This is a genomic window from Synechococcus sp. B60.1, assembly GCF_047462555.1.
GTDB lineage: Bacteria > Cyanobacteriota > Cyanobacteriia > Thermostichales > Thermostichaceae > Thermostichus.
This window is the reverse complement of sequence record NZ_JANSJN010000064.1, coordinates 1-17,464: the sequence shown is the minus strand read 5'-3', so window position 1 is coordinate 17,464 and position 17,464 is coordinate 1. Positions and strand designations below refer to the sequence as shown.

16 protein-coding genes, 1 pseudogene and 1 riboswitch are annotated in these 17,464 nt (G+C 60.9%); of the genes and pseudogenes, 9 read left to right on the top strand and 8 right to left on the bottom strand.

The genetic code is table 11. The features are described 5' to 3' along the window. Positions 1 to 192, top strand: a pseudogene (locus NW863_RS08525) (hypothetical protein); the annotation flags it as partial. 279 nt (positions 193 to 471) lie between these two features. On the opposite strand, the gene rpsT reads toward NW863_RS08525, so the two are convergent. Continuing rightward, on the bottom strand, positions 472 to 774 hold the full coding sequence (gene rpsT, locus NW863_RS08520; RefSeq protein ID WP_414334928.1) for a 30S ribosomal protein S20: 303 nt from the start codon (positions 772 to 774) through the stop codon (positions 472 to 474). A gap of 94 nt (positions 775 to 868) precedes the next feature. On the opposite strand from rpsT, the gene NW863_RS08515 reads away from it, so the two are divergent. Then, entirely contained in the window at positions 869 to 2,233 is a 1,365-nt protein-coding gene (locus NW863_RS08515) for a CRTAC1 family protein (RefSeq protein ID WP_414365790.1), read from the top strand. Positions 2,234 to 2,247: 14 nt separating this feature from the next. On the opposite strand, the gene NW863_RS08510 is transcribed toward NW863_RS08515, so the two are convergent. Then, positions 2,248 to 4,140, bottom strand: a complete 1,893-nt coding sequence (locus NW863_RS08510) for a cation:proton antiporter (protein WP_414365789.1) — start codon at positions 4,138 to 4,140, stop codon at positions 2,248 to 2,250. 236 nt (positions 4,141 to 4,376) lie between these two features. Next, a riboswitch (Glutamine riboswitch) is annotated at positions 4,377 to 4,468 on the top strand. A gap of 88 nt (positions 4,469 to 4,556) precedes the next feature. On the opposite strand from NW863_RS08510, the gene NW863_RS08505 reads away from it, so the two are divergent. Then, a complete protein-coding gene (locus tag NW863_RS08505) occupies positions 4,557 to 4,997 on the top strand; it encodes a DUF4278 domain-containing protein (protein WP_414365788.1) in 441 nt (146 codons plus the stop codon). Positions 4,998 to 5,521: 524 nt separating this feature from the next. Beyond that, on the top strand, positions 5,522 to 6,619 hold the full coding sequence (gene raf1, locus NW863_RS08500; protein ID WP_414365787.1) for a RuBisCO accumulation factor 1: 1,098 nt from the start codon (positions 5,522 to 5,524) through the stop codon (positions 6,617 to 6,619). A 139-nt stretch (positions 6,620 to 6,758) separates the two neighbouring features. Here raf1 and sppA read toward each other — a convergent pair whose 3' ends face one another. The 5 genes from sppA to NW863_RS08475 form a co-directional block, all read right to left on the bottom strand. Beyond that, positions 6,759 to 7,565: a signal peptide peptidase SppA gene (gene sppA / locus NW863_RS08495; RefSeq protein WP_414365786.1), complete on the bottom strand. Its 807-nt coding sequence runs from the start codon at positions 7,563 to 7,565 to the stop codon at positions 6,759 to 6,761. Between the two features lie 74 nt (positions 7,566 to 7,639). Then, entirely contained in the window at positions 7,640 to 8,344 is a 705-nt protein-coding gene (gene fabG, locus NW863_RS08490; protein WP_414365785.1) for a 3-oxoacyl-ACP reductase FabG, read from the bottom strand. A 48-nt stretch (positions 8,345 to 8,392) separates the two neighbouring features. Beyond that, complete coding sequence (rsmA, locus tag NW863_RS08485; RefSeq protein ID WP_414365784.1) at positions 8,393 to 9,232, bottom strand: 16S rRNA (adenine(1518)-N(6)/adenine(1519)-N(6))-dimethyltransferase RsmA; 840 nt, start codon at positions 9,230 to 9,232, stop codon at positions 8,393 to 8,395. A gap of 7 nt (positions 9,233 to 9,239) precedes the next feature. Continuing rightward, the gene (locus NW863_RS08480) at positions 9,240 to 10,961 is read right to left on the bottom strand and encodes a sensor histidine kinase (protein ID WP_414365783.1); all 1,722 of its coding nucleotides are present in this window, start codon (positions 10,959 to 10,961) and stop codon (positions 9,240 to 9,242) included. Positions 10,962 to 11,014: 53 nt separating this feature from the next. Continuing rightward, positions 11,015 to 12,109 (bottom strand): PIN/TRAM domain-containing protein, encoded by a 1,095-nt coding sequence (locus NW863_RS08475; protein ID WP_414365782.1) that lies wholly within the window; start codon positions 12,107 to 12,109, stop codon positions 11,015 to 11,017. 225 nt (positions 12,110 to 12,334) lie between these two features. Here NW863_RS08475 and NW863_RS08470 point away from each other — a divergent pair, with 225 nt between their 5' ends. From NW863_RS08470 to NW863_RS08450, 5 genes are all read left to right on the top strand, one after another. Beyond that, a complete protein-coding gene (locus NW863_RS08470) occupies positions 12,335 to 12,577 on the top strand; it encodes a NifU family protein (protein WP_414365781.1) in 243 nt (80 codons plus the stop codon). A gap of 111 nt (positions 12,578 to 12,688) precedes the next feature. Beyond that, complete coding sequence (gene rseP / locus NW863_RS08465) at positions 12,689 to 13,789, top strand: RIP metalloprotease RseP (RefSeq protein WP_414365780.1); 1,101 nt, start codon at positions 12,689 to 12,691, stop codon at positions 13,787 to 13,789. A 6-nt stretch (positions 13,790 to 13,795) separates the two neighbouring features. Beyond that, the gene (gene nth / locus NW863_RS08460) at positions 13,796 to 14,491 is read left to right on the top strand and encodes an endonuclease III (RefSeq protein WP_414365779.1); all 696 of its coding nucleotides are present in this window, start codon (positions 13,796 to 13,798) and stop codon (positions 14,489 to 14,491) included. A gap of 79 nt (positions 14,492 to 14,570) precedes the next feature. Next, on the top strand, positions 14,571 to 15,548 hold the full coding sequence (gene rapZ, locus NW863_RS08455) for an RNase adapter RapZ (RefSeq protein WP_414365778.1): 978 nt from the start codon (positions 14,571 to 14,573) through the stop codon (positions 15,546 to 15,548). Next, positions 15,541 to 16,899 (top strand): gluconeogenesis factor YvcK family protein, encoded by a 1,359-nt coding sequence (locus NW863_RS08450; RefSeq protein WP_414365777.1) that lies wholly within the window; start codon positions 15,541 to 15,543, stop codon positions 16,897 to 16,899. The genes rapZ and NW863_RS08450 overlap by 8 nt, the downstream gene beginning before the upstream one ends. Positions 16,900 to 16,993: 94 nt before the next feature. On the opposite strand, the gene NW863_RS08445 is transcribed toward NW863_RS08450, so the two are convergent. Further along, positions 16,994 to 17,464 (bottom strand): zinc ribbon domain-containing protein (locus NW863_RS08445; RefSeq protein ID WP_414365776.1); only part of this gene is annotated, 471 nt, incomplete at its 5' end.

The following is a 17,464-nucleotide window of genomic DNA, read 5'->3' as shown; positions in this document are numbered from 1 at the left end:
GTTGTCAACTCCTGCCTAGAGCACTCTATTGGGAGAATTATCTTTGGCTGGAACCAAGGGCAAAAGCAAGAGTGCAACCTAGGCAAGGTTAACAACCAGAGCTTTGTCTTCATTCCCACCGATTGGATGGGGATGAGCTACCTAACTATGGTGAAAAACCCGACGGGTGGCGAGCATCTGGGAAGCGAGTAAAGCGGGGGCTGTACCAAACGGCAGCAGGGTTGCTGGTTAACGCAGATGCCAATGCTGCCGCTAACCTACTGAGGAAGGTAAGCAGAACCTTGGGGCTTTGTCTCAAGGGACTGTCTAGGGGCGTCTTGACAGTGCCTTTGCGAGTCCGTCTGTGGACTGCGTAAGAATCCCCCGACTTTAGTCGGTGGGAGTGTCAAAAAAGCTCGGTAGGCAAATGCTTAAGCTTGCTTCCGGGGCAGCAGTAGAGACCTTTGGGCTCCGCCTGTCCAAAACCCTGTCTTAGGAGGCACTTGTGGCGGCTAGGGATCGTTGCACAATCCGAGATAGACGAGCCTTCCGACGGGCGGCTGTGTTTTTGTGGAGAACCCCTGTTTTGGCCGCTTTGTCGATGCGGCTAAAGGCAGCGCTCATCGCCGCTTGAATCTCCTGCAGGGTTTCCGGTTGGGGGTTGGCGGCGTAAGTAGAGGAGAGGGAGATCACTTTTTTCATCAGCGCGCGCACCATGGCCTTGGTAGCTTTGTTGCGCAGCCGATTTCGTTCGGCAATCTTGACGCGCTTGATGGCAGATTTGATGCGTGGCATGGTTGAAAGGGAAGTTACAGCGAGGATCTAGCATACCATTAGAGTCTGGAGCTCCACCAGTTCCTGCCTCTCCTATCCGCCCGACGAGATCCCCATGTTTCAAGATTGCAGCTCCCTCCTCCAGTTCAACCCCCCTGCCCTTTTCTATGGGGTTGCCGTTTGCGATGTGGATCGGGACGGGGCTTTTGAGCTGTTTGTGTGCGGCTTCCGCGGCCCGAATCGGGTTTTGAAGTGGAACGGCCAGGCGCTGATGGATCTGGTGGACGATACTCTGGCCGATGCAGGGCGGATGGCCATCGGGGTGGCTGCCGGCGACTTCGACGGCGACGGCCAAGAAGAACTCTATGTTTTGAATACCGATACCTTCGGCGGGCGCAAGCGCTTTGGGGATCGCCTCTTCGACTGGCAGGGATCCCGTTGGGTGGATCTGTTCTCTCTACCCCACAACCAAGATGCCCTCAACTTGACGGCCGGTCGCTCGGTGGCCTGCGTGGATCGCTTTGGCCAGGGGCGGTACGGGTTTTTCGTGGCCAACTACGGCGGCCCTATGCGCCTTTACGAGCTTTCCTCCGGCCAAATGATTGCCGATGTGGCACCAGAGGCGGGGGTGAACCGGGTAACGGGCGGGCGGGGGCTGGTGGCCCTGCCCTTGGTCTCGCAGCGGATGGACATTTTTGCTGTCAACGAGCAGGGGCCCAACTTTTTGTTTCGCAACCGCGGGGATGGCACCTTTGAAGAAATTGCCGCCGAAGTGGGGCTGGCGGATCCCGGCGAGCACGGGCGCGGCGTGGCAGCAGTGGATCTGGATGGGGACGGGCGGCTGGACTTGGTCTACGGCAATTGGGAAGGGCCGCATCGCCTCTGGATCCAAACCCCTAGCGGCATCTTTAAGAACGTGGCTCCGCCGGAGCTGGCCAGGCCCTCCCGCATTCGCACGGTGATTGCTGCCGACTTCGACAACGACGGCTACCCGGAGCTGTTTTTTAACAACATCGGCGAGCCCAACCGCCTGTTTGGCTGGCGCTCTGGCTGCTGGCAGGCCATTGACATTGGAGAGGCTGCCGAGCCGCAGGGATTGGGGACGGGAGCGGCAGTCGCCGATGTGGATGGGGACGGTCGCCTGGAGCTGCTCATTGCCCACGGAGAATCAGGCGCCCAGCCCCTGAGCTTCTACCGCCCCCTGGCTAATGCCAACAACTGGCTAAGGGTCTTGCCCCTGACTCGCCAAGGATCCCCGGCCCGCGGCGCCCTGGTGCGGCTGATCACCCCCACTCGCACGCAGATCCGTCCCATCGATGCCGGCAGCGGCTACCTCTGTCAGATGGAGCCGGTGGCCCACTTTGGCCTGGGATCCGAAACGCTGGTCAAGGAAATCCAGATCCAGTGGCCGGACGGAAAACAGTTGCAGGTGGCTCGCCCGCCGGTCAACGAGCTTTTGCGGATCCCTTATCCTGGCTAGCTCCCCTGAGAGATCTACTCAGCGGAGCCTGAGATCCCTGCCCATTCCGGCTGCACGGGGCGCTGCCAGTGTTCCCACCAGGCCAGCACCTCAGGTGAGCTGCCGTTGGCAGGAGCGGGGAGGGGGGGAGAAGGGGGTGTCAGCCAACTGACAGGCGTGGGGATCAGGCAACTGGGGTGGAGAGGTCGCAAATCGCGGTAGTGGCTGCTGCGGATGGCCAGAATCTCCTGCTGGATGACCTCCAGGGGCTCGCCCAGCTTCAGCAGCACATGGCTGCACAACCCCAGGCTGGCCTCAAATTCCGGGTGGACGACTTCTCGGGCTCCCAACTGATAGAGCTGCTCGATGTCCTCTTCATGGGTGGCCCGCACCACCACATCCAGGTGGGGCGCCAGTTCCAGCGCCCGTTTCAAGCAGAGGCGCATGCTCAGGCGATCCGGCAGGGCGATCACCAGGGCGCGAGCTTGGGACAGACAAGCTTTCTCCAGCACCAGGGCGCTGGCGGCATTGCCGTAGAGATAGGGGATCCCGCGCGAGCGCAACTGTTGGATCACCCGTTCCGACTGGTCAATCACCAAAAGGGGATGGCGACGGGCTTCCAGGATGCGCACGATGTCTTGCCCCACCTGTCCATAGCCGCACACCACCACGTGCCCCTCTTGGGGAGCGTCGGGAGCCAGAGCGCGGGGCTGCTCGCTCCCTTCCAGCCAACGGGCCCAGAAGGGGATCCCTTGTAAGTTTGCCAGCAGTCGCGGCGCGCCCCTGAGCAGAAAGGGAGTGACGAGCAGGGTAACAGCGGTGGTGCTGACGATGAGCAAATAGAGTTGCCGCGACACCAGCCCCAGCGCCTGCCCTTCACTGGCCAAGACAAAGGAGAACTCGCCGATCTGCGAGAGGCCCAGCCCCACCAACACCGCTGAGGGGAGCGGGTAGCCGAACAGACCGACCAAAGGGGCCACCAGGCAAAACTTGCCCACCATCACCAGCCCCACTAACCCTAGGATCAAGGGCAGGTGGGCGGCGATAAAGCTGGGATCGATGAGCATGCCAATGGCAGCAAAAAAGAGGGCGGCAAACACATCCCGCAAGGGCTCTACGTAAGCCAGGGTCTGGTCGGCGTATTCCACTTCTGAGATCATCAGCCCGGCGATAAAAGCCCCGATCTCACTGGAAATGCCCAGCCGCTCCGTCAACAGGGCAATCCCCACACAGAGGCTGATCACCCCCAGCAAAAACACTTCTTTGCTCTCCTGCTGCGCCAAAAGCCGCAGGAAAGCGGGCACCAGCCACATCCCGCCCACCACTGCTCCCAGACCCACCAGGCCGATCTCCGCCAGGGACTTGGCCAGGGATCCCGCCAGCTCCGGCAAAGGACAATCCAAAGCCGGCAACACCGCCAGCATCAGCCCTACCGCCAGATCCTGCACAATCAAGATCCCCAGCATGGCCTGAGCTTGGGGCGTGCCCATCTGGTTGGTCTCGGTAAGGCTTTTGAGCACCACCGCCGTGGAAGACAGAGAGAGCACCGCCCCCAGGAAGATCCCCTGCACCGGCGTCAGCCAGCCGCTGGCCACCGCCAGCACCGCTGTGATCGCGATGGTCAGGCCGATCTGCAAGGCACCGCCGCCAATGGCGATCCCCCGCACCTGGCGCAATTCTTTGAGGGAAAACTCCACCCCCAAGGTAAATAGCAAAAAGGTCACCCCGAACTGGGCCAGAGTTTCCACCTGCACCACTTCTTTGATCCACCCCAGACCCGTTGGCCCCACCAGGATCCCCGCCAGGAGGTACCCAAGCAACACCGGCTGCCTCAGCAGCGCTGCCAGAAAGCCACCCGCCGCTGCTGCCGCCAACACCGTCACGATGTCCAGAATCAGGCGAAAGTCTTCCTGCACAGAGACACCCACCGAGGAGTATGAACTTTTGTAGCCAATCCTGAGTATTCTTCCACGATAATGCCTCTCTTCACCTCTCGAGAGGGTAGAAGGCCCAGCCCAAAACGCTGAAACCGGCTCCCGAAGGGGATCCCCTGCACCCCAGTAGGGGTTCTCGGGCAGCCAGACAGGGGATCAGGAGAAATTTTTGTTAAAAGTTGATAGCGATACCTCAAAACCGTAGCTTATAATACAGAACGTAGATAGAAATCGTTCATCCTCTCGCGTGCTGTTCGATCCAGGAAGGAGCAAGACGGCAGCCGGAGGACGGAAGTAGGGAGCTATCCCGAAGGAACGCGCCTCAACCCCTGGGACTGTCCACGGGACATCCCGGGTCACTCCTCAGGAAGTGAAGTGGATGCAGACTATTACATTTGGAGGCGAAGATCATGGAACTCTCTTACCGTGGCGTTGGTTACACCCACTCACCGGCGACGGTGACTGTTTCTCCGGGCAAAGTGGGGGGTCGCTATCGGGGGCTGGACTGGCGGTTCCGCCACCTGAGCAAGCCGGTGGTTTTGCCCACCAACCTTGACCTGCTCTATCGGGGTGTGGCCTATCGTTCCGAAGCTGCTGCAGCGCCGGCTCAAACCGTTCAGACAGCCGAGGCACCTGCTCCTGGCCGTTCTCACGTTCTGGATGAGCTGGCTCGCCGCCTGATGATGGGCCACCAACGCGCGATTCGGATTCGTCAGCAAGCCATGTTGGTGCGTGGCACAGAGCGGGTTGGCCTGCACGTCAATGTGCGCAACTTCTGGAACCGCATCCAGGGGAAGGTACATCCCACTTTTCGGCTCAACTACGACCGTAGCCGGGTCAGCATGAGCTAGTGTGCCCACCAAAGTTCATCGCAATAGGCGGGGTACCCCACCGTCCATACGGTACGGTGGGGAGGGATGGCACCTAATAAGTATGACCCAAGTCCTGACTATCTCCTGCAAGCTCGAGGTGGCTGCGTCGCGAGCCCCAAAGCTGGACGCAACCAAGGCCTAAGGTTCGCTGGCGGGAGGGGGAACGTGTCAACCAACAGCCGCGCAGCTAGACAGAACGGCGGCGGTTGAACAGTGAGGCCTACGGCCCGCTAGCGCGAGGGGCGTTCTGCCCGTTGAGGCAGTTTGTGCGCTACAAGGCGGCAAGAGCAGGAGTCAAGAATGTGATTGCACTTTTGGGGGGCTGCCATAAACCAGCCTGCCCCCCTTCCCTCTGTATACGGGGGGATAGAGGGGGGTTCGTGGTTGGCTTGCCAACTGCAGAGCTACTATTCGCGTCAGCGGCGCGTAGCGCTAAAACCCCACCCGCCTGGGCGGTGGGGTAGTTTATTTTGGGCTATTGTCGTTGCGGAGGAAGCCTAGCGATGAGTCAGCATTTGCCGGAATCCTCTGTTCCGGAGGAAGATCCCAGCCTGTTGATGGATCGGCTGCGGCGCAAAGAGGGGGGGTGGCTGGACTGGGCAAAGGCCTGCCAAAGCTTGCAACGACAGAAAGTAACTCCCCAGGCCATCTTCGAGGCGACTGGGTTTGAGCCCGTCCGCCAAAACCAGATCATTGTCGCCGCCCAGGTTTACGAAGGAATGGCGAAAGCAGGAGCCAGCTTAGCTGTTTTGGAGCACTTTGCCCAAAAAGGCAGCGATATCCTCTACGAGTTGCGCATCCTCTCGCCCCAGGATCGCGTCCGGGTGGCGGAGCTGATTGTCAGCCGCAACCTAGGTGCCGATGAGGCGCACGAGATCGCCCGTGCCATGAAGAACTATGCCCAACTGCGGCAGCTCCCGGAAGGGTTCACGGATCACCCTGGCGATGCGGTGGCCTATCAAGCCTGGAAAACTGCCCAGGAAACCCGCGATCTACAGGAGCGAGCCCGGGCCATTGGCCGCGCCTTTCAGTATGCCCACAGCGAAACGGCCCGCCAACAGGTTGAGCGGCTCTTGTCGACGCTGGCTCCCGGCTCCCAACCCCAGCGCAAGCCGTTGCCCAGGCTTTCGGTGTTTCGCCCGGAAGAGGATCTGCCCCGCCTGATGCCGGTGGCTGGATCCCTGCCTCTTTCTACTGCCACCTGGGAGCAGATCCCTGCCGTTGAGCCTCAAGGCCTTTTTGGTTGGGTCACCAGCGTGGCTGGGCAAACGTGGATGGCCTTGCCCGCTTGGCCAGCCATTCAAAGGGCCGCCGACCCAGTCGCCCTGCAGGTGGAGAATGGTTTGCTGGGATCCCTGTTGGGCTGGCCGGTGGCACCTGAAGAAGAACAGGATCCAATTTTGCTGGTGGTCGATCGCGCCGTTCGCACCTGGGAAGGAATGGCGGGGGTTTTCCTGGTGGATCGGGAGGGAGCCGTGGCGGTGGAGTGGATAGAGAATTTGCCCCCCTCTCCCCTGCTGGGCCAGGTGCTGATGGCAGTGCGTCCCCCCCGCATCTTCGACGAGGAGTTGGCACAGGATCCCTGGCAAATAGAGGAATAACTCCAGAAAGCCAGATGCACCACCCCCAGCCCCCGGCCAGGAACGAGTGGCAAAGCGGCTTCCGGCTTTGCTTTTCTCTTATGCCGGCATAAGGGTTGGAGGCGGAAGAACCAATCCTCACAGTTCTGGAGGTCACCTCTCACGAACCAGTGTAGAGCCACAGGGGCAAGCCTGAGGTGCTTACCTCAAATTGCAGACGCGCCAATGCCTCTGCCGCCGGTAGCAAGCGAGCCCAACCCCTGCGCCGTGGGAGTAGATCGCAGAACTTCGCATCGGGCGGCAGCCCTGCCAGCTCCGCGGCCCAGAGGCGGGCATCCTCTTCTGTGCCCAGGCGATCCACCACGCCCAGGTGCAGAGCTTGTTCGCCGCTGAAAATGCGGCCATCGGCAAAGGTTTTGACCACATTCACGCTCAGCCGGCGAGCGGCAGCAACGGTTTGCACAAATTGGCCGTATGTGATGTCGATTAACTCTTGGAGGATGTTGCGCTCTTCTGGGGTCAGCTCGCGGTCAAAGGAAAGGATATCCTTGTAGGGGCCGGACTTGATGACCTTAAAGGAAATCCCTACCTTGTCCAGCAGCCGTTCGAGATTGTTGCCGCGGATAATGACGCCGATGCTGCCAGTGATGGTGCCGGGGTTGCTGACAATTTTCTCGGCTCCCATGGCAATGTAAACCCCCCCAGAGGCAGCGATGTTGCCAAAGCTGGCCACAATGCGGGTGCCCTTGCGTTCCCGCAGGCGCGAGAGGGCATTGTAGATTTCCTGGGAGTCTGCCACTGTCCCACCGGGGCTGTCGATGCGCAACACCACTGCCGGGATCTGTCTTTCTTCCACCTCTTTCAAGGCTTTGAGAACCCGCTCCCGGGTTCTGCCATCGATCACCCCTGTTACCTCAATGCGGCCAATTTGCCGACGCCAGCCCCCCGAGAACAATCGCTTCAGCATAAGAAAACGGCACGAAAATAAGCCTCTACCCTCGTATCATGAAGGCCGTCTGGGGGTGCGGTCAACCAAGCAGCTTAGACATTGCCGTACACCGGGATCGCTGCCCCTCTCAGATCCCGCGCCGCTTCCGAGACCAAAAAGGCGATCACCTGGCCGATAGACTCGGGCTTTACCCACAGCTCCGCCTGCTCGGAGCCCATGGTAGCCCGGTTGGCTGGCGTGTCGATGATGCTGGGCAGAACTGCGTTGGCGGTGATGTCAGTGCCTTTGGTTTCGGCGGCAATGGTGCGGGTCAGGGCCACCACCCCCGCTTTGGAAGCACAGTAGGCGGCCAGTTGGGATCCCGGCTCTACCGCCCCTCGGGAGGCCACGGTCACGATCCGTCCATAACCCTGTTGCCACATCTTGCGCAGGCTGTGCTTACAGGCCAAAAAAGTGGTGGTGAGATTGAGGTCAAAGTCACGCCGCCAATTTTCTAAGCTGTACTCGTGGGTGGGGCCCATGGCAAAGCCGCCCACCAGGTGCACCAAGCCATCAACGCGGGGCAGATCGTCAATGAGCTGTGCCACAGCGGCTTCGTTCAGCAAATCCACCTGCACACAGCGCACCTGGCCCAGGCTATTGGCCGGCAGGCGCTGCCGCAAGACAGCCAACTCCTCTTCTTGGCGGTAGGTCAAGATCAACTCTGCCCCTGTGTCCAGGAGCACGGGGGTTACTCCCAACCCCAGCCCACCGGTACCGCCAGTTACAAGGATCTGTTTGCCCTGGTTGTTGAGCATAGGTTGTTTTGGAATCTGGTGAAAAACCCTTGAGGACTCCCTCTCACCCTACCGCGGTTTTCCCTCGCCGGAAACGGCAGCCATCCTAGGTGTCTGCTCCAGTAGCAGATCGCTCAGGGCCAGCCAATCGGGCAGATCCAGCTCTTCGGCACGGGCCGTGGGGCTGAGGCGGAGCTGGGCGAGAGCGGCGGCCACGGTCTGGCGATCCACGAGGCCTCCTAGAGCGTTGACAAGTTGCTTGCGGCGGGTGGAGAAGCCCTGGCAAACCAGTTGGGAGAACCAGCGGGGATCGCGGGCGGGGATGGGGGCAGGGCGGGGAGTGAGGCGAACCACTGCCGATTCCACTTGGGGAGGAGGCCGGAAGGCGCTGGGGGGCACGCGGCAGATGAGCTCGCACTCAGCTAGGTAACGCACCCGTACACTCAAAGCACCGTAGGCCCTGCTGCCGGGGCCGGCCTGCAGGCGCTCAGCCAGCTCTTTTTGCACCATCAAGACGATGCGCTCAAACTGCCTCACCGGTTGGGCCGGGGATCCCAGCACTTTCTCCAAAATTGGGCCGGTGAGGTTATAGGGGATATTGGCCACCAGCAGGCGGGGCTGAGGCGGGAGCGGCAGGCGAAGAAAATCTCCTTCCACCAGGTGAAAGCGGGGTTGGTCGGCGAAGCGCTTTTGCAGCAGCCGACACAGATCTCGATCGATCTCCACTGCCACCACATGTACGCCCTGGGCCAGCAACCGCTGCGTCAACTGCCCAGTGCCAGGGCCGATCTCCAGAACCCACGGAGGATCCCTCTGAGGGGGCGGCAACTGGGCAGCCCGCAAAATCGCCTCATGAACCGTGGGATCCTTAAGCCAATGCTGGCCAAACCGTTTGCGGGGATAGGGCATTGCTGGATCAGCACTGGGCCGGATAGGAGATTAGGTTGGGATCTGTATCCTCGGGGGAACCTTTTTGAGCTGGGCTCGCCTCCCCGCCCAGGAGCGGCTGGCGGTAGAGGGGCACGGTAAAAGTGACGGTGGATCCCAGCCCTTCGCCCAGGCTATAGAAGTTGATCTCTCCCCCCATCGCCTCCACCAGCCGTTGGCTGATGGCTAAGCCCAAGCCGGTGCCTCCGTACTGGCGGGTGGTGGAGCCATCCACCTGGGTGAAGGCCTGAAACAGCTTCTGCTGCTTTTCCAACGACACACCGATCCCGGTGTCAATCACGCGAATGCGGGCCATCCCCGGCTCGCCCGGCAGGAGGTCTGCTCGCACCGTCACAGAACCCCTGGGGGTAAACTTGATGGCATTGCCCACTAGATTGAGCATCACCTGCAGCAGGCGTTGGTAGTCGCCATAGAGCAAAATGGGCTCTGCCGTGGGGGGCAGGTAGAAGCTGAGCTGCAATCCCTTTTGACTGGCCTGCAAACTGGTTTTGGCCTCCACATCCTTGAAGAGGACTTGCAGGTCGCAGGGCTGAAACTCCAACTGCATTTTGCCTGCCTCGATCTTGGCGATGTCCAGCACGTCGTTGATCAAGGCCAACAGGTGCAGGGCCGAGCGGTAGGCTTCCTGCAAAAAGTCCAGCTCCTCTTCTCGGCTTTCGGCCATTCCGTCCAGCACCAGCCTAATAAAGCCGATGATCCCGTTGAGAGGGGTGCGCAGCTCATGGGAAGTATTGGCCAAGAATTGACTTTTCAGTTGGTTGGCCGATTCTGCTTGGGCACGGGCCTGCTCCAGCTCTTTGTTTTTCTGGCGCAGTGTCTGGTTGGCCAACTGCAGGCGAGTGGCCAGTTGGCGGCTTTGATCCAGCAAGATGGCGTGGGCAATCGCCGTGCCCAGGTAGGTGGCGATGCTCTGCAGCACCTGGAGGTGGCCGGCCTGCCAGACGGGGGCTTCGTTGGGGGGCAACACTTCCAGCCAGAGCAGGCTGTTGGCATAGCCCCGGTAAGACATGGCGATGGCCAGATGGCGTCCCATCACCACCGGCTCTTCTTGACGAAGGGCTTGCAGCAGAGGCGGGTGATCCGCCAGACGCAACGTCTGGTTCAACAGCGAGGGATCCCCTGGGTTGCGGCGGTACTCGGCGTTAACCGTGAGGGAGTCCTGCCCCACTTCGTAGAGGGCCAACAGGCAGCGATCCACCCCAAACAACTGCCCCAACTGCTCCACCGTCTGCTGGCACAGCTCGCGGATATCCAGGGAGTGGCCGATGTTGCGCAGCAACTGGGCCGTGATCCCCGGCACCGGGTTGGTCAGAAGGGGATGGGGCTGGGCAGTAGAGCTGCTGGCTCCGCCGGCCAAGTTGAAAGGCGTTGCCCCCAACACCTTGCCCACCACCGAGACGGCCACCACCTCCCCCTCCATGTCCCGCACCGGGTTGAGGCAAAGATGCAAGTGCAACTTGTAGCGGGGAGAGATCACCTGACACTGGTGCTGCAAGGGATCCCCACTCGCAAACACCTGCTCGAGCTTGGCTTGGTACTCCTCCGCATTAGCCACCTCCCAGCTTTGCTGTCCGCTCAGGATCTGCGGCGGGTAGATAGCGTAGTTCTCAGCACCCTCCCAATAAAAACTCCAGAAACGCTGCTGGCGATCCTGGGTGTAGAAAATTAGATCTGGTTGGAGGACACCCATTGGGGAAGAGGCCATCATTGCGTCGGAAAAACAGAGCTCTTCGGCCTGAAGCCTCAGGTTTTCGCAGAGGAAGCTGGGCTGGAGTCCTTGTTGAGTCGGGCAAAGATCATCCGGCCCGCCGAGGTTTGAATGGCGCTGGTCACCACAACAGAGCGGGTCTTGCCCAGAGAGCGCTGTCCCTCTTCCACCACCACCATCGTGCCGTCCTCCAGATAGCCTACCCCCTGGCCCGGCTCCTTGCCTTCGCGGGTAATCTTGATCTCGAAGCTATCGCCAGCAATGTAGATGGGTCGCAGCGCTTCGGCCAGCTCGTTCACGTTCAGCACCTTGATCCCCTGCAGCGTGGCCACCTTTTTCAGGTTGTAATCGGTGGTCACCAGCGTTCCCCCCACATTTTGGGCAAGGCGCACCAGCTTCTCGTCCACGGTGGTCAGATCCGGGTAGTTGGCTTCGTGAATCACAAAGCGCTCGGGGTAAGACTGGCGCAGCGCTTGCAGCGTATCCAACCCTCTGCGACCTCGCTCCCGTTTTTGCGGATCGGCTTTGTCGGCAATGGTTTGCAGCTCCGCGATGACAAAGCGAGGGATCACCAGTGTCCCCTCCAAAAAGCCCGTCTCGATCAACTGGGCCACGCGCCCGTCGATGATCGAGCTGGTGTCCAAAACCTTGGCGCTGGCCGCCACCACACTGCCTTCTGCCGCCGCCTGCAGGGCGTAGTTGGGGTTGAACAGGCGCAGGAGTGCAGGGCCATGGGTATCGGCCAAACTTACCCCCAAGTAGGCAAAGGACAGGCTAAAAAAGATGGAGGCCAGTGGCTCAATAAAGTTATTGAGCTGCTGGGGCAGGGGCAACAAATAGACAGGAGCCATGGCCAAATTGGCAATCACCAGGCCAATCACCAGCCCCACCGAGCGGCTGATCAACACATCCGGCGGCAGCGAGCGTACATTGGCCTCGAAGCGGCGGTAGCCCCAGCGCACCAGGGATCCCAAAGCCAAACCCGCCAGGACACCAAAGCCGCTGGTAACCACGCGCGCCCCCTCCACATTGGCCCCCTGGATGGCGGCAGGAGGGAGCAGATCCAGGCCGTAGAATCCGAGACCTGCCCCGGCCAACATGAAGATCCCAATCAGCAAGACATCTAACATGGCGAAGAAAGCGCCCCTGCTCAGAATATGCTTGGGTCTGCTACTCGCAATAGGCAAATCCGACTCCTATTCTAGTCTTCTGGCTGAAGAGGGGGATCTCATCCCCCACCCCGAAAGAAGGAGACTATGCTGAAGAAAGGCCATCCCTCCCTGGCTTGGGGGGTGAGGCGAGAAATCGCTACAATCAACGTCTTAGGCAAGGTCTCAGCAAAGCTGGAAGCAACTATGGCACAAGCACTGGAATTGAACGCCGAAAATGTGGAAAAAGTGTTGGACGAGCTGCGCCCCTACCTGCAAGCCGATGGCGGCAATGTAGAGCTGGTGGAAATCGACGGCCCGGTGGTGAAGCTGCGCCTACAGGGGGCCTGTGGCGCCTGCCCCAGTTCCACCCTGACCTTAAAAATGGGCATCGAGCGCAAGTTGCGGGAGAGCATTCCTGACATCCTGGAAGTAGAACAGGTGTTCTGAGGGCTCTGCCGCTTCTGGTCTGTTATCTTGGTTCCCTAGGGCAGCAGGTGCAGCCGTCGCTGTGACTCTCTGCCTCTTGACCTTTTTTCCTTCTTTCCTTCAAGCCAGCCCATGCCTGTCCTCCTCTCCATCGCCATCCTCGCCCTGCTGATCCTGGTGCATGAGGCGGGACACTTCGCGGCAGCCAAACTCCAAGGGATCCACGTCAACCGCTTTTCGCTGGGGTTTGGCCCGGTGCTGTGGCGCTACCAGGGCAAGGAGACGGAGTACGCCATTCGCGCCCTGCCGTTGGGGGGCTACGTGGGCTTTCCCGACGATGACGAGCGCTCCCCCTACCCGCCCGACGACCCGGATCTGCTGAAGAACCGCCCTGTTGCGGATCGCCTGGTGGTGATGAGCGCGGGGGTGATGGCCAACCTGGCCTTTGCCTACCTGGTACTGGTGCTGATGTTTGCTTCGGTGGGGATCCCCTCGGTTACGCGCATCCAGCCTGGCATTCTCATTGCTCAGGTGATGCCGGATAGCCCGGCGGAGCAAGCTGGCTTGCAGGCGGAAGATGTGGTGTTGCGGGCGGCCGACCACGATTACAGCACAGTTGCCGACGAGACCTCGGCCTTGGCAGCTCTCAATGATTTTCAGGCGTTGATCCGCCGCAGCGAAAACCAGCCCGTCCCCCTGCAGGTGCAGCGAGGGGAAGGGGATCCCATTCTGGAGATCACGGTGATTCCCGAGATGCGGGGAGAGGTGGTGGCCATTGGGGTCAACCTGGCCCCCAACCAAGAGGTGACACTGCGCCCGGCCCAGAGCCTGGCAGAGATCTTTGCCGAAGCCGGGAATGCCTACCAGCGCCTGGTGATGATGAACATCAGTGGCCTGCAGCAGCTCCTGCAGAACTTCCAAAACACGGCCACCCAGGTATCCGGGCCGGTGGGGATTGTCAAGATTGGTGCCGACTTGGCGCGGGATGACGCGGCCAGCTTGTTTAATTTCACCGCTTTGATCAGCATCAACCTGGCCATTCTCAACCTGTTGCCCCTGCCCGCCTTGGATGGGGGGCACATCGCCTTTTTGATCCTGGAAGCGATCCGCGGCAAGCGGCTGCCCAGAGAACTGGAGGAACGGGTGATGCAGACGGGCTTGGTGCTGCTGCTGGGTCTGGGGGTAGTGCTGATCTTTAAGGACACCCTTGCCATTGTCACCGGGTCGGGCTAGCTGCAGATGACTAGCAAGCGGGCTTTGCGCCAGCGGGCTTTGGAGATCCTGATCCGGCTGAAGCGCCATTATCCCAACTCCACCTGTGCCCTCCACTACCAAACGCCGCTGCAACTGCTGGTGGCCACCATTTTGTCTGCACAGTGCACCGACGAGCGGGTCAACCAAGTTACGCCGGAGCTGTTTCGCCGCTTTCCCGATGCCCAGGCGCTGGCGGCAGCCCCACGGGAGGAGATCGAGGCCCTGATCCGTTCCACCGGCTTCTACCGCAACAAGGCTAAACACATCCAAGAGGCCTGCCGCAAGATCGTGACCGACTTCGGCGGCCAGGTGCCGCGCACCATGCCGGAGCTGCTCACTCTGCCGGGGGTGGCCCGCAAGACGGCCAATGTGGTGCTGGCCCATGCCTTTGGCATCAACGCCGGCGTGACTGTCGATACCCACGTCAAGCGCCTCAGCCGTCGCCTCGGCCTCACCGAGCACGAGGATCCCGTGCGCATCGAGCGGGATCTCATGCAGTTGTTGCCGCAAGCCGACTGGGAAAATTGGTCCATTCGCCTGATCGACCATGGGCGGGCCATTTGCACCGCCCGTAAACCCCTTTGCGACCAGTGTTTTCTGGCCGATCTCTGCCCCAGCGCTCCCCTCCTGAGACCGGCGGGGAAAACGGACAGAGAAGCTGCAACAGCCTCCCAGACTTGAGCGCTTGGCATCCGGTTTTTCGGCTCCCCCTCGCCCTAGAATAGGCTGCATGGACGATCAACCGACTAGACCGACCCCCGTGACCTTGCCTGTTCTGGTTATCGCTGGGCTGACGGGATCTGGGAAAACCCTGGCCATCCAGCAATTGGAACAACTGGGCTACACCGGCTTGGAAGGGATCCCGCCTGACCAGGCTGTTTCTTTGATCGAGGCGATGCGGCCTCGCCACCCTGCTCTGGCGGTGAGCCTAAACCTCCACATCCCGGAATATCGGGAGCAGTTCCTTGCCTTTGACCGCTGGCGGCAAGCGCAAGGGATCCCTTTCCTCTTTCTGGAGGCCCGTCCTCTGGTATTGCTCAACCGTCTTAGCGCCCACCGCCGCCCCCACCCTCACCACCCTGGCGTTGGCCTGTTGGAGGCCATTGAGCAGGAAGTGCGCGATCTGGCCCCCGTGCGGGAGCGCTGCACCCACCTTCTGGATACGTCTGAGCTGGACAGCCAGCAACTGCGGCAGCAATTACAGGCCCTGGCCCACGGGATCCCGCAGCCGCTCAACCTGAGGCTGGTCAGCTTCGGCTTCAAGTACGGTGCTCCCCTCGATGCCAACTTGCTGTTCGACGTGCGCTTTTTGCCCAATCCCTTCTTTCAGCCCCATCTGCGCCACCTGACCGGCCAGGATCCGCCTCTGCAGGCGTTCCTCTTTGCGGATCCAGTTACCCAATCCACCTACCGGCAGATCTTTTCTCTGGTGCAGGCGTTCTGGCCCCACTACCGAGCAGAACGACGGCCCCACCTAACCGTGGCCATCGGCTGCACCGGCGGGCAACATCGCTCTGTGGCTCTGGTGGAGCGCCTGGCTCAAGATCTGCGGCCTTGGGCCGTCCCCACCGACAACCCTGCCCTGCCTGCCCTGAACATCCAGGTGCAGCACCGCCATTTGCTGGATTCGCAGCGGGAGCTGGAGGCTCGCTTTGGCCCGCCCCCCCCTGACGCTGGCGTAGAACAGCAACAGGTTAGGATCCCTTTGGCCGGTGTTCCTGCACCTCCCCATGACTAAGCCCGTGCTCAGCAACAAGTCCACCGTGGGGGGGCCTCGCCGTCGCAAGGCCGCTTGGCCGGGAAATGGCTGGAAATGGCTCTTCCCTGGTCTGGCGGTCAAGCGCTGGCTCACCCTGGCCGTGGGGGGCGTGCTGCTGATGGTGCTGGGCATCGCCATCTGGACAGAGCTGACCCCCATCTTTCGCCTCAAGCGATTAATCGACATCACCCTGCGCCTGATCACCACCTGGATCCCAAACACCATCAGCGGCCCCTTGGTAACCGGGATCGGCCTGGTGATGGTGGTGCTGGGCTTCCGCAGCGCCATGCGCTCCATCGAAGATGTGCTGATCCCAGAAGGAGACGAGGCGCTGGTGGATAAGCTCCTGTTGCGGCGACGCCTGAGCCGTGGCCCTCGCATTGTGGTGCTGGGGGGCGGCACCGGCCTTTCCAACCTGCTGCGAGGGTTGAAGCGCTACAGCTCCAACATCACCGCCATTGTTACTGTGGCCGATGACGGCGGCTCCTCAGGGCGCTTGCGGCGGGAGATCGGCGTGTTGCCCCCCGGCGACATCCGCAACTGCCTTACCGCCTTGGCCAACGAAGAAAAGCTGCTCACGGAGCTGTTTCAATACCGCTTCCAGGCTGGGGAAGGGCTGAGCGGGCACAGTTTTGGCAACCTGTTCATCACCGCCCTCACCGCCGTTACCGGCGGCGACCTGATTCGGGCCATCACCGCCACCTCGCAAGTCTTGGCCATTCAAGGACGAGTGCTGCCGGCTACCCTGGCGGATGTCACCCTCTGGGCCGAGTTAAGCGATGGCCGCCGTGTGGTGGGCGAGTCCAACATTGCCAAAGCCAGGGGGCGCATCTGTCGCATTGGCTGCGACCCGCCCAACCCTCCCGCCTTGCCTGAGGCCATCGAGGCCATCGAGGCGGCAGAGTTTGTGGTGCTGGGGCCGGGCAGTCTCTACACCAGTATCATCCCCAACCTTTTGATCCCGGAGATTGTGGAAGCCTTGGCCAAGAACATGGCACCCCACATCTACGTGTGCAACATTATGACCGAGCCAGGGGAAACCGACGGCTACACCGTTGGGGATCACGTCATGGCTCTGGATCGGGTGGCGGGCGTGCGCTTGTTCGATGCTGTCCTGGTGCAACGGGATCCCCCTTCCCCCCGTGCCCTAGAACATTACCGCCGCAACGGTTCCGAGTTTGTGGTCTTGGATCCGGATAAGCTGGCCTACCTGGGCTGTCGGGCTGTCTTGGCCAATGTCATGCAAGAGGATTCTGAGACTGGCTTGGTGCGCCACAACCCTGAACGCCTGGCGGCGATGCTGATGCGCTGGTTCGACAGACACCGCTAAGCCACCCCACAGTCCCACCTTGCTAAGGGCTGGCCATAGCCAGTAGATTCTTGCGGCCCAGTTTTGGCATCCCCCTAATTCGTGAGGTTATGAACTACCCCACCGCGTAGGCGGGTGGGGTTTCCTCACCCGCTTGGCAGCGGAGCTTTTGTCTCTTCTTCTGCCCCAGTTGCTCCGTGGATCCCGTGTACCGGGTCTGTGAAGTAGAGCTGAAGCATCCAAGACTCACGAGGCTGGTTCCCAGCCCCGGTTGCCGATTAACGGCAACGTTGTACAGTACCATCACCGTCCCCCTGTCCCGCGGTGTCGCAAAACCACAGGCAGGGCAGACATGATAGCGGTTACTTAGCTCTGCCCACTCCTTGTGAACAGCACCACACTGCGGACAGCGCTGAGACGGCTTGAGGGTTTGTGTAGGAAGAAACAAGACCAAACCGCCCTTCTGCTCAATTTTGTAGGTCAGCATTTGGTTCAGCGTACCAAACCCAACCGACAAAATAGACTTGTTTAGTCCGGCCTTGCGCTTCTTCCCTTTACCCTTAGCTTGACGGGTCATGTTCTTGAC

Coding starts and splice junctions, on each gene's coding strand:
- nth (WP_414365779.1), top strand. CDS start 13,796: ATGACTAGCAAGCGGGCTTTGCGCCAGCGGGCTTTGGAGATCCTGATC.
- NW863_RS08450 (WP_414365777.1), top strand. CDS start 15,541: ATGACTAAGCCCGTGCTCAGCAACAAGTCCACCGTGGGGGGGCCTCGC.
- NW863_RS08515 (WP_414365790.1), top strand. CDS start 869: ATGTTTCAAGATTGCAGCTCCCTCCTCCAGTTCAACCCCCCTGCCCTT.
- NW863_RS08480 (WP_414365783.1), bottom strand. CDS start 10,961: ATGGGTGTCCTCCAACCAGATCTAATTTTCTACACCCAGGATCGCCAG.
- rpsT (WP_414334928.1), bottom strand. CDS start 774: ATGCCACGCATCAAATCTGCCATCAAGCGCGTCAAGATTGCCGAACGA.
- NW863_RS08475 (WP_414365782.1), bottom strand. CDS start 12,109: ATGTTAGATGTCTTGCTGATTGGGATCTTCATGTTGGCCGGGGCAGGT.
- fabG (WP_414365785.1), bottom strand. CDS start 8,344: ATGCTCAACAACCAGGGCAAACAGATCCTTGTAACTGGCGGTACCGGT.
- NW863_RS08470 (WP_414365781.1), top strand. CDS start 12,335: ATGGCACAAGCACTGGAATTGAACGCCGAAAATGTGGAAAAAGTGTTG.
- rsmA (WP_414365784.1), bottom strand. CDS start 9,232: ATGCCCTATCCCCGCAAACGGTTTGGCCAGCATTGGCTTAAGGATCCC.
- rseP (WP_414365780.1), top strand. CDS start 12,689: ATGCCTGTCCTCCTCTCCATCGCCATCCTCGCCCTGCTGATCCTGGTG.
- NW863_RS08505 (WP_414365788.1), top strand. CDS start 4,557: ATGGAACTCTCTTACCGTGGCGTTGGTTACACCCACTCACCGGCGACG.
- sppA (WP_414365786.1), bottom strand. CDS start 7,565: ATGCTGAAGCGATTGTTCTCGGGGGGCTGGCGTCGGCAAATTGGCCGC.
- raf1 (WP_414365787.1), top strand. CDS start 5,522: ATGAGTCAGCATTTGCCGGAATCCTCTGTTCCGGAGGAAGATCCCAGC.